The organism is Pseudomonas sp. JH-2 (assembly GCF_036231725.1).
Lineage (GTDB): Bacteria > Pseudomonadota > Gammaproteobacteria > Pseudomonadales > Pseudomonadaceae > Pseudomonas > Pseudomonas delhiensis.
In genome coordinates this window covers 17,156-27,351 of the sequence record NZ_JAZAQP010000067.1, presented here as the reverse complement: position 1 = coordinate 27,351, position 10,196 = coordinate 17,156, and the positions used below count along the sequence as shown (strand labels likewise).

Sequence of the window (10,196 nt, the reverse complement as noted above, 5' to 3'; positions counted from 1 at the left end):
CCGGAACGTCCGGCTATCGCGGAAAAGTTCCGCTCCTACGACCGTGCTTCCCTGGAGCTGTAGGAGCGGGCCCTGCCGCGATTCGCGCGCAGGGCGCGCTCCTACAATGGGAATGGCGTGGTGGAGCGGCGTAGGAGCGGTACGGCGCCTGCTGGTCCAGGGTTCCCATGGCGTCGCCTCAGCCCTTGAGCGCCTCATGGGCCAGCACGTTGCGGGTGGTGGTCTGGTAGTGCTCGGCCAGCAGCGCGCAGGCCTTGTCCACGTCCCGCGCCAGGGCGGCGTCCAGCAGCGCGCGGTGTTCGCCGGGCACGTCGCGCTCGGCGCCTTCGGCGTAGTGCACCGAGAGCATGCGGTAGCGCGCGGTCTGGTCGCGCAGCATGTGCGACAGGCGCAGCAGCCAGGGCGAGCGGCAGCTGCCGATCAGCGCCTCGTGGAAGGCCACGTGGGCGTTCTCCCATTCCGGCTTCAGCAGCCGTTCCGGGCCTTCGACGATGGGCAGGCGGTCCAGGCGGTGGTGCGCGGCGATCAGGCGGCTTTCCCAGTCCAGGTCGCCGTGGCGGATGGAGTCGGCCAGGGCCTGGCATTCGATGAGCAGGCGGGTGGCGGTGATGTCGCGGATTTCCCCGGCGGAGATGCGCCCGACGCTGAAGCCCTTCTGGTCCTCGGCGCTGACGAAGCCGCTGGCGGCCAGGCGCGACAGCGCCTCGCGCAGGGGGATGACGCCGGCGTCGTAGTGCTCGGCCAGCTCCTTCAGGCGCAGGCGGCTGCCTGGCGCCAGGCGGCCGTTGATGATGTCTTCGCGGACCCGGGCCTCCAGTTGCGAGGCCATGGTGCGCTTCTCCGAGGCTTCGGGCTGTTCCGCCCAGCGTTCGGCTCGGTTCATGGGCTGTTCCACGGATGATGACGGATGAGACAGATGATACACACGGGAGCCTTTTATCGATAATTCTGAAAAAATATATTTTATCATTGACGGCATATTTTATCGGGATTAGCTTAGGGCCCATACCGCACTGCCTGGCGGTCGTCACGAACCACAACAAGAGGTCTGCTCCATGCGCTACGTTCGCTTCTCCCACCAAGGCCGCCCGGTACTGGGCGTTCGCACCGCCGAAGGCGTCCGTGTCCTCGGCGAGGAAACCCTGGAGTCGCTGCTCGAGCGCGGCGTCGACCTCGCCACCTACGGCGCCCAGGCCCAGGGCCCGCTGGTGCAGATCGGCGAGCAGGACTACCTGCCGCTGATGAAGAAGCCCGGCAAGATCGTCTGCGTCGGCCTGAACTACGCCGACCACACCAAGGAATCGCCCTACGCCCAGCCGGACTACCCGACGCTGTTCCCGCGCTTCAACAGCAGCCTCATCGGCCACAACCAGCCGCTGGTGCGCCCGCGCATCTCCGATACCCTGGACTACGAGGGCGAGATGGCCGTGGTGCTCAAGAGCGGCGGCCGGCACATTCCCAAGGAACAGGCGCTGCAGCACGTGGCCGGCTACGCGCTGTTCAACGAGGGCTCGGTGCGCGAGTACCAGTTCAAGTCGCCGCAGTGGACCGTGGGCAAGAACTTCGACGACACCGGCGCCTTCGGCCCGGACCTGGTGACCGCCGACGAACTGCCGGCCGGCGGCAAGGGCCTGCTGCTGCAGACCCGCGTCAACGGCAAGGTGGTGCAATCGGCCAATACCGAGGACATGCTGTTCGACGTGGCCACCATCATCGCCACCCTTAGCGAGGCGGTGACCCTGGAAGCCGGCGACGTGATCGTCAGCGGCACCCCGGCCGGCGTCGGCTTCGGCATGGAGCCGAAGGTCTACCTGAAGGCCGGCGACGTGGTGGAAGTGTCCATCGAAGGCATCGGCACCCTGGTCAACCCGGTGCTGGACGAGGCCTGACCCCGGGCAGTTCCCGGCCAGATCGAAGCCTCCCGCTCCGAGGCTTCGACGACAAGAACAACAATCGGAGGCGATCATGACTCCCACCATCCGTGGTGTGCATTCGATCGATCATTACGCGCTGTTCGTGCCCTCGCTGGACGACGCGCGCCAGTTCTTCGCCAGCTTCGGCCTGGAAGTCGGCGAAACCCCGGACGCCCTGGAACTGCGGGCCGCCGACGGCCACCGCTGGGCGCGGATGCTGCCGGGGCCGCGCAAGAGCCTGGCCTACCTGAGCTTCAACTGCTTCGCCGAGGACTACCCGGCCCTGCGCCAGCAGGCCGAGGCCGCCGGCGCGCGCTTCGAGGCCGGCGACGGCGAGGGTTTCTGGTTCCGCGACCCCGACGGCAACCTGCTGCAGGTGAAGGTCGGCGCCAAGCACATGCCCGACCACAAGCAACTGGCGGCGCCGGCCCGGCCCGCCGTGCGCGGCGTCGGCACCCGCGACGCCGTGGCCCGGGTGCGGCCGCGACGGCTGTCCCACGTGCTGCTGTTCAGCCCCGACGTGCCCCAGGCGGTCACCTTCTACGAGCGGGCCCTGGGGCTGCGCCTGTCCGACCACTCCCAGGACATCATCGCCTTCACCCACGCCCCCCACGGCTGCGATCACCACCTGGTGGCCTTCTGCAAGAGCGGCGCCAGGGGCTTCCACCATGCCGCCTGGGAAGTGGACGGCGTGGACGACGTCGGCAACGGCGCCGAGCAGATGGCCAACGCCGGCTACCGCGAGGGCTGGGGCACCGGGCGGCATTGCCTGGGCTCCAACTACTTCCACTACGTCCGCGATCCCTGGGGCTCGTTCTGCGAGTACTCGGCGGACATGGACTTCATCGACGCCGGCAGCCAGTGGCCGGCTGGCGACTTCCCGCCCGAGAACTCGCTGTACCTCTGGGGCCCGAGCGTCCCCGAGTATTTCGTCCGCAACACCGAGGCGGACAGCGCGCCGGCCAAAAGCTAGCGCACCCAGCGACGCGGGCCGCTCCTTCGTCCCGGACACTTTCCTGGCCCCCAGGGAAGCGGGGAGCGGCTTGCCCAAAACCAACCCGGTTTCAGGTCAGCACAGATGAACGAAAACAAGATCCACGACGTGGCCATCGTCGGCTACGGGCCGGTCGGCCAGACCCTCGCCATCCTCCTCGGCCGCATGGGCTACAGCGTCGCCGTGTACGAGCGCTGGCAGTCCCTCTACCCGCTGCCGCGCGCGGTGTTCCACGACCACGAGATCCGCCGCGTGTTCCGCATGATGGGCCTGGAAGAGGAGCTGAAGGAAATCTCCCAGCCCTCGGCCTGCTACCAGTGGTTCAACGCCGACTGGAAGGTGCTGGTGGAGATCGACTGGTCCGCCGAGTCGATCAGCGACGGCCCCTTCGGCTACCTGTTCAACCAGCCGGGCCTGGAGGCCATCCTCGACCGTCGGGCCAAGGCCATCGCCAACGTCGAGGTCCACCAGGGCTGGGAAGTGCTGGGGCTGAGCCAGGACGAGCAGGGCTGCGAGCTGCGCCTGCAGCGCACCCAGCGCGGCGACCCGGCGCAGGCCGCCGAGCAGCGCACGGTGCGCGCCCGCTACGTGATCGGCGCCGACGGCGCCAACAGCGTGGTGCGCCGCGCCTGCGGCATCGACTGGCTGGACCTGGGCTTCCAGGAAGACTGGCTGGTGGTCGACCTGCAGCCCAACCCCGGCGTCGAGCTGGACGTGCCGGACATCGGCCAGTGGTGCAACCCGGCGCGGCCGACCACCATGGTCCCCGGCGGCCCCGGCTACCGCCGCTGGGAATTCATGCGCCTGCCCCACGAGAGCATCGAGGACCTGCAGAGCACCGAAAAGGTCTGGGAGCTGCTGTCGCCCTGGGTCACCCCGGACACCGCCACCCTGGTGCGCCACGCCGTCTACCAGTTCCGCTCGCGCATCGCCGAAACCTGGCGCCACGGCCGCGTGCTGCTGGCCGGCGACGCCGCGCACCTGATGCCGCCGTTCATGGGCCAGGGCATGTGCTCGGGCATCCGCGACGCCTGGAACCTGTCCTGGCGCCTGGACCTGGTCTTCCGTGGCATCTGCTCCGACAGGCTGCTGGACAGCTACACCCTGGAACGCAAGCCGCAGATCCGCGCGGTGATCGACGCTTCGGTGGCGATGGGCAAGGTGGTCTGCGTGGCCGACCCGCAGAAGGCTGCCGAACGCGACGCCGCCTTCCTCGCCGGCGAAGTGCCGCCGCTGCCACCGTTCCCCGGCCTGGTCGGCGGCGTGGTGCACAAGGACGAGCGCAACGGCCGCGCCCTGGGCCCGGCCGGCTGCCTGGGCGTGCACGGCGAGATCGAGCGCGACGAACACCGCCAGCGCTACGACGACGCCTTCGGCCGCGGCTTCCACCTGGTGAGCATCGGCGACGACCCGCTGGCCGGGCTGGGCGAGGCGCACAAGGCGCTGCTCGAACAGCTGGAGGTGAAGACCGTGCGCCTGAGCGAGGACGGCGCCCCGGGCACCTGCCGCGACCTGTCCGGCAAGTACCACCAGTTCCTCCGCATCGCGGGCCTGCAGGCGCTGCTGGTGCGCCCGGACTTCTACATCTACGGCGGCATCGGCCACCCCGGCGAGCTGCCGCAGCTGCTGGACGCGCTGCGCCGCGACCTCGGCCTGCAACAGGGCCCGGGCGGCGCGGTGCGGGAGGCGCGCCGGCCGCTCGCCGCCCAGGTCTAGGTCACTTCGGCCGCGGGGCACTCCCCGCGGCACCCCTCTGAAAACAACAACAAGAGACAGAACGATGCTCAACATCAAGGTGAAAACGCTTGGTGCGGTCCTGGCCGCCCTGGCATTCGTGGAATGTCATGCTGCCGAGGCGCCGGGGGAGGGCGCTCTGTTCAAGGGCCTCTTCGGCGACAGCCTGGAGCGCGACTACGGCATTACGGTTTCCGGCCTGCTGGACATCGCCTATGTGCGCAACAACCGCTCCACCCACGACGAACGCGAGGACGGCCTGAGCAACCTGCCGCTCACCGGCATGTCCGACGAGGGCCTGGAGTGGGGCAGCCTGCACCTGTTCGTCGACAAGGCGCTCAAGGGCACCTTCGTGCCACGCATCACCCCGCTGCCGGGGCCCAAGCCGCAGGACTTCGCCTTCGGTTTCACCTTCGAGGCCAACTACGGGCGCAACGCCCAGTTCGCCCGCACCTTCGGCTGGGACATGCACTGGAACATGAACGAGGACGACACCGCCAAGGCACAGAAGGACAAGGACCGCTTCCTCGCCGTCCCCAACATCGCCGCCACCGCCTACGTGCCCTACGGCCCGGGCTTCAACTTCATGGCCGGGGTGTTCGGCCCGGCGCTGGGCTACGAGATACCGCCGAACATACGCCAGGCGCGCAACCCCTTCGCCAGCAAGACCTACGCCTTCGTCAGCGAGCCGGGCACCGTCTCCGGGGTGCTGGTGGGCACCCGCCTGCTCGATGGCGACCCCGGCATCCTCGGCCTGGAACTGGGCGTGGTGCAGGGCTGGAACAACCTGCGCGACAACAACGATGGCAAGTCGGTCATGGGCGCCCTGCGCTGGCGCACGCCGGACATGAACACCTGGGTCGACTACGAATTCATCGTCGGCGACGAGCAGAACGACAGCACCTCCGACGTGCAGGGGCCGACCGCGCGGCTGATCGCCGACAGCGGCCAGCTCAAGCAGCAGCACTCGCTCAACGGCTGGCACAAGTTCGACGAGCGCTGGTCCATGGGCGCCGAGGTGGTCTACGGCCACCAGGCCGGCGACGGCAAGCCGGGCACCGTGGACATCGTCAGCGGCCCGGGCTTCGACGGCGCCCATTGGTGGGGCGCCAACGCGGTGCTGACCTACCAGTACCGCCCGGACCTGTCGTTCTCGGTGCGCGGCGAGCATTTCAGCGACCCGGACGGCTTCATCCTGTTCCCCACCAGCAGCGCCCGCGGCGACTACAACGCCCTCACCGGCGGGCTGCGCTGGGATGTGACCGGCAACCTCTCGCTGCGCCCGGAGGTCCGCTACGACTGGTTCGATGCCCGCGACCACGACCGCCCCTACGGCAACGGCCGCGACCGCTCGCAACTCTCCACCATGGTCGAAGCGCTGTTCTACTTCTGACCGCCCGCCACCGCCCCGAGTACCCATGCCATGCACAACAACGACAAGAAGTGGAATGCGCGCTACGAATACACCGCCGTCGCCATGCTCGCCCTGGGCTTCGGCCTGGTCGGCCTGGACCGCTTCATCATCCTGCCGCTGTTCCCGGTGATGATGAGCGAGCTGCAGCTGGACTACCAGGACCTGGGCAACATCTCGGCGGTCCTCGCCATCGCCTGGGGGATTTCCTCGATCTTCATGGGCCGGCTGTCCGACCGCATCGGCCGGCGCAAGGTGCTGATCCCCGCGGTGCTGCTGTTCTCCCTGCTGGCCGGGTTGTCCGGGCTGGCCAACGGCGTCGCCGCGCTGCTGCTGATCCGCGCGGTGATGGGCGTTTCCGAAGGCGCCTTCACGCCCACCGCCATCGCCGCCACCGCGGAGTCCTCGCAGCCGTCGCGGCGCGGGCTGAACATCGGCATCCAGCAGGCCTTCTTCCCGATCCTCGGCCTGGGCCTGGCGCCCATCCTCGCTACCCAACTGCTGCTGGTGCTGCCGTCCTGGCGCTGGGTGTTCGCGGTGGTCTCGCTGCCCGGCTTCCTGCTCGCCTGGTGGATGTACCGCAGCCTGCGCGAGACCCGCGCGGCGGCGCCCGCCCAGGCGCAGGAACCGGAGCAGGGCCGCTGGCTGGACGCGCTGCGCTACCGCAACGTGCCGCTGAACATCCTCGGCATGTTCTGCATGCTCACCAGCCTGTTCGTGCTCAGCGTGATGATGCCCAACTACCTCACCGACTACCTGCACCTGGGCGTGCAGCAGATGGGCTTCGTCATGTCCGCCATCGGCCTCGGCGGCTTCATCGGCCAACTGGTGCTGCCGGGGCTGTCCGACCGCCTGGGGCGCAAGCCGGTGGTGCTGGGCAGCTTCGTCGCCACCGGCACCTGCATCTGGCTGCTGATGCACACCGGGGCCGAGCCGCTGGTGCTGTTCGCCCTGCTGTTCCTCACCACCTTCTTCAACTTCAGCATGATCTGCATGACCGTCGGCCCGCTCACCGGCGAGTCGGTGCCGCTGCCCCTGGTATCCACCGCCACCGGCCTGGTGGTGGGCATAGGCGAGGTGTTCGGCGGCGGCGTGGCCCCGGCGCTGGCCGGCTACATCGCCCAGCACCACGGCATCCAGTACACCCTCTACCTGGCCCTGGGTGGCGTGGCGCTGGGCCTGCTGGTCGCCTGCCTGCTGCGCGAGACCGCGCCGCTGCGCCGCGGGCTGCCGGCCGGGCAGGGCGGGGAGGTGGCCTGAAGCGATAGTGCCGACAGGAGGTCGGCACGACGAGGCCGGGCCTGCCGTCCCGGCTTCGTTTTCGTCATGCGCCGGATGCGCATGCCGCCGCCGGCGCTACCCGCGCCCGGCGGCGTTCTTCCCTCGCGCCGGGCTCGGGCGGCGTCGGTCACGAGCCGGCGCCGCCCGGTCTTCGCCGGGCCCGCATGGCTGGCGCCACGGGGCTGGCCGGGCGAGAATCGCTGTTTTGTGCCTTGGAGAAACCCGCAATGAAAGCCGCCATCGTCCATTCCTTCGACCAGCCGCCGCGCTACGGCGAGATAGACGCGCCGCAGGCCGCCGCCGGCGAGGTGCTGGTGCGCGTGCGCGCCGCCGCGCTCAGCCAACTGGTGCGCGCCCAGGCCAGCGGCAAGCACTACAGCAGCGGCAAGACCCTGCCGGTGGTGCCCGGCGCCGATGGCGTCGGCCTGCTGGAAGACGGCAGCCGCGTGTACTTCGCCTTCCCCCGCGCGCCCATCGGAGCCATGGCCGAGGTGGTGGCGGTGGATGCGCGCCAGTGCGTGGCCATCCCCGAGGGCGTCGACGACATCACCGCGGCGGCCATCGCCAACCCCGGCATGTCGTCCTGGGCGGCGCTGCAGGAGCGCGCGCACTTCAAGCCCGGCGAGAGCGTGCTGGTCAACGGCGCCGCCGGCGTCTCCGGGCGCCTGGCCATCCAGGTGGCCAAGCACCTGGGGGCGTCCCGCGTGGTGGCCACCGCGCGCAACCCGGCGGTGGAAGCGGAACTGCGCGCCCTGGGCGCGGACGACTTCATCCGCCTCGACCAGCCGGCCGAGCAGCTGACCGCCGCCTTTCGCGAGGAAATCCAGGGCCGCGGCATCGACGTGGTGCTCGACTACCTGTGGGGCCCGCCGGCGGCCTGCATCCTCGACGCCGTGGTCAGCCACGGCAGCGGCATGGCCGCGCCGCGCCTGCGCTTCGTCAACATCGGCTCGCTCGCCGGGGCGAGCATCCCGATGAGCCCCGGCGCGCTGCGCAGTTCCGGCCTGGAACTGCTCGGCAGCGGCCTGGGCAGCGTGTCCAACGAAGGCCTGGTGAAGGTGGTCGGCCAACTGCTGCAGGCCATCGAGCCGGCCGGGCTGAAGGTGGACGCCGAGGCGGTGCCGCTGAGCGAGGTCGAGTCGGCCTGGCAGCGCAACGCCGCCGAGCGCATCGTCTTCACCCTGTGACCTGCCGGCGGCCGCGCTGGGGCAGGGCGCGGCCGCCTCCCTGCAATCTCACGAACCCTGTTCTTCGCCCGGCCTGCGCTCGGCAGCGGCTGCCGGCCGGGGATGCGCCCAGACGCTGTTCGGCGGGCCGAAATGCGCGCGGCGCCAGGCCGCGCGGCCAGCCCAGCCGAACGACACGGCCAGGCCGGCCAGTATCAGGTCGATCGACGCCACTCCCCAGAGCCGCTCGTGGATCGCCACCAGCAGGTTTTCCCGTGTCAGCACCGCGTTCAGCACCGGCAGCGCGGCGTAGACGGCGGCGCAAGCGAACGGCAGTTCCACCCCCGCCCGGCTCGGTGGCCGCGCCAGGGCCCACATCAGGGAACCGAAGAAGCCGATGAAATACAGGTTCTCTTCCAGCGCTTCCCGCGTGACGACACCGGCCACCAGCAGCCGGTTGCCCAGCAGCGCGAAACCGATGCCCAGGCAACAACCCAGGCAGACACCCAGGGTGAGCCGGGCCATGGCCACGGCGCTCCGGGGTTGCCCAGCCTGCCGGTGCCGCCGCCGGGTTTCGATCCACAGCAGGTTGCCCGAGAAGAACAGGAAAGCGCCGGCGAGCCCGAGCAGAAAATACAGGGCACGCATGGTCTCCCCGCCGAACTCGCCGACGTGCAGGGACAGGAAGCCGTTCTCCAGCGCCAGGCCGGTGCTGCGTTCCCCCGGCGCGTCGACCTTCAGGATTTCGCCGGTGATGGGCGAAACCATGACAGAGCCCTGGGCGCTCAGCGCCGTGCGGAAGTGCCCCAGGACCTTGGCGCTGGCATTTGCGCTGCCATAGGCGCTGTAGGTAATGCCGGTTGGCTGGAAACCCTCGACCCGGCCACGGGCGAGGCTGACCAGCCGGCTGGCCGGCAGCATGGCGACGGCAGGGCCGGGAGCCCTGTCGCCGACGATGCCGCCCGCGCCCTTGCTCGCCCCGAAACGCCCCTCGGCCTGGTAGGCCGCCGACGCCGCGGGCGTCGGCGTCAGCGTCGCCAGCAACCCCGGCATGACCAGGAAGGCGGAAAACAGGAAGCCGGTGAAGGCGAACATCAGGTGGAACGGCAGCGACAGCACGCCGACGGCATTGTGCGCATCCAGCCAGAATCTTTTCAGGTTCCTGCCGATGCGCAGGGCGTAGAGGTCCGCCAGCAAGCGCGGCAGGTGGATCAGCACGCCCGTTGCCAGGGCCAGGAAATACACCAGGCTGACCAGCCCCATCAGGAGGAAGCCGGCAACGAACGGCAGCCCCAGGGTGAAGTGGATCCGATTGATGAAATGCCCGATCTCGGAAATCGTCTGGCGCGGCACCATGGTCATGCGCTCGTCGAGGACGCGCGTCTGCCGGGGGCGCGAGCGGTCGTTGCCTTCGAAGTAGCTGGCCGAGAGCCTTTCGCCTTCGCCGAGGGATACCGAGAAATAGCCGCCACTGGCGGGCTCGGCCGCTACCGCCAGGACCAGCCTGTCCAGCTGTGCCATCGTCCCGCTCGATTGCCGCAGCTCGGGATTGGCCCACTGTTGCAGCGCCTGTGCATACAGGGTGATCGCTCCGGCATAGAAGGCGATGAAAAGCGCCATGCCGGTGACGATGCCGATCCAGCTGTGCACGGAAGTGAAACGCTTGAGGGTCTGGGGCGAGAACATCCGCGATCTGG

At 69.5% G+C, this 10,196-nt stretch carries 8 protein-coding genes; 6 read left to right on the top strand and 2 right to left on the bottom strand.

The window, feature by feature from the left end; translation table 11 throughout:
- Nucleotides 1–178: 178 nt before the first annotated feature.
- Nucleotides 179–883, bottom strand: coding sequence for a GntR family transcriptional regulator (locus VV867_RS28525; RefSeq protein ID WP_328568217.1), 705 nt, complete (start codon nucleotides 881–883; stop codon nucleotides 179–181).
- Nucleotides 884–1,055: 172 nt separating this feature from the next.
- Here VV867_RS28525 and VV867_RS28520 point away from each other — a divergent pair, with 172 nt between their 5' ends.
- The 6 genes from VV867_RS28520 to VV867_RS28495 all read left to right on the top strand — a co-directional run bounded on the left by VV867_RS28520 (nucleotide 1,056) and on the right by VV867_RS28495 (nucleotide 8,520).
- Nucleotides 1,056–1,889 carry a fumarylacetoacetate hydrolase family protein gene (locus tag VV867_RS28520; RefSeq protein WP_328568216.1) on the top strand — a complete coding sequence of 278 codons (834 nt, stop codon included), beginning with the start codon at nucleotides 1,056–1,058 and terminating at the stop codon, nucleotides 1,887–1,889.
- Between the two features lie 76 nt (nucleotides 1,890–1,965).
- Nucleotides 1,966–2,886, top strand: coding sequence for a VOC family protein (locus tag VV867_RS28515; RefSeq protein WP_328568215.1), 921 nt, complete (start codon nucleotides 1,966–1,968; stop codon nucleotides 2,884–2,886).
- A gap of 105 nt (nucleotides 2,887–2,991) precedes the next feature.
- A complete protein-coding gene (mhpA, locus tag VV867_RS28510; protein ID WP_328568214.1) occupies nucleotides 2,992–4,623 on the top strand; it encodes a bifunctional 3-(3-hydroxy-phenyl)propionate/3-hydroxycinnamic acid hydroxylase MhpA in 1,632 nt (543 codons plus the stop codon).
- Nucleotides 4,624–4,687: 64 nt separating this feature from the next.
- Nucleotides 4,688–6,034, top strand: coding sequence for an outer membrane beta-barrel protein (locus VV867_RS28505; RefSeq protein WP_328568213.1), 1,347 nt, complete (start codon nucleotides 4,688–4,690; stop codon nucleotides 6,032–6,034).
- Nucleotides 6,035–6,064: 30 nt separating this feature from the next.
- A complete protein-coding gene (locus VV867_RS28500) occupies nucleotides 6,065–7,312 on the top strand; it encodes an MFS transporter (protein WP_328568212.1) in 1,248 nt (415 codons plus the stop codon).
- A 248-nt stretch (nucleotides 7,313–7,560) separates the two neighbouring features.
- Nucleotides 7,561–8,520: a quinone oxidoreductase family protein gene (locus VV867_RS28495; protein WP_328568211.1), complete on the top strand. Its 960-nt coding sequence runs from the start codon at nucleotides 7,561–7,563 to the stop codon at nucleotides 8,518–8,520.
- 48 nt (nucleotides 8,521–8,568) lie between these two features.
- On the opposite strand, the gene VV867_RS28490 is transcribed toward VV867_RS28495, so the two are convergent.
- Nucleotides 8,569–10,185: a PepSY-associated TM helix domain-containing protein gene (locus VV867_RS28490; RefSeq protein ID WP_328568210.1), complete on the bottom strand. Its 1,617-nt coding sequence runs from the start codon at nucleotides 10,183–10,185 to the stop codon at nucleotides 8,569–8,571.
- Nucleotides 10,186–10,196: the final 11 nt, after the last annotated feature.

Bases quoted from the DNA above. Each gene is read 5' to 3' on its own strand.
- VV867_RS28525 (WP_328568217.1), bottom strand. From the start codon at position 883: ATGAACCGAGCCGAACGCTGGGCGGAACAGCCCGAAGCCTCGGAGAAG.
- VV867_RS28520 (WP_328568216.1), top strand. From the start codon at position 1,056: ATGCGCTACGTTCGCTTCTCCCACCAAGGCCGCCCGGTACTGGGCGTT.
- VV867_RS28515 (WP_328568215.1), top strand. From the start codon at position 1,966: ATGACTCCCACCATCCGTGGTGTGCATTCGATCGATCATTACGCGCTG.
- mhpA (WP_328568214.1), top strand. From the start codon at position 2,992: ATGAACGAAAACAAGATCCACGACGTGGCCATCGTCGGCTACGGGCCG.
- VV867_RS28505 (WP_328568213.1), top strand. From the start codon at position 4,688: ATGCTCAACATCAAGGTGAAAACGCTTGGTGCGGTCCTGGCCGCCCTG.
- VV867_RS28500 (WP_328568212.1), top strand. From the start codon at position 6,065: ATGCACAACAACGACAAGAAGTGGAATGCGCGCTACGAATACACCGCC.
- VV867_RS28495 (WP_328568211.1), top strand. From the start codon at position 7,561: ATGAAAGCCGCCATCGTCCATTCCTTCGACCAGCCGCCGCGCTACGGC.
- VV867_RS28490 (WP_328568210.1), bottom strand. From the start codon at position 10,185: ATGTTCTCGCCCCAGACCCTCAAGCGTTTCACTTCCGTGCACAGCTGG.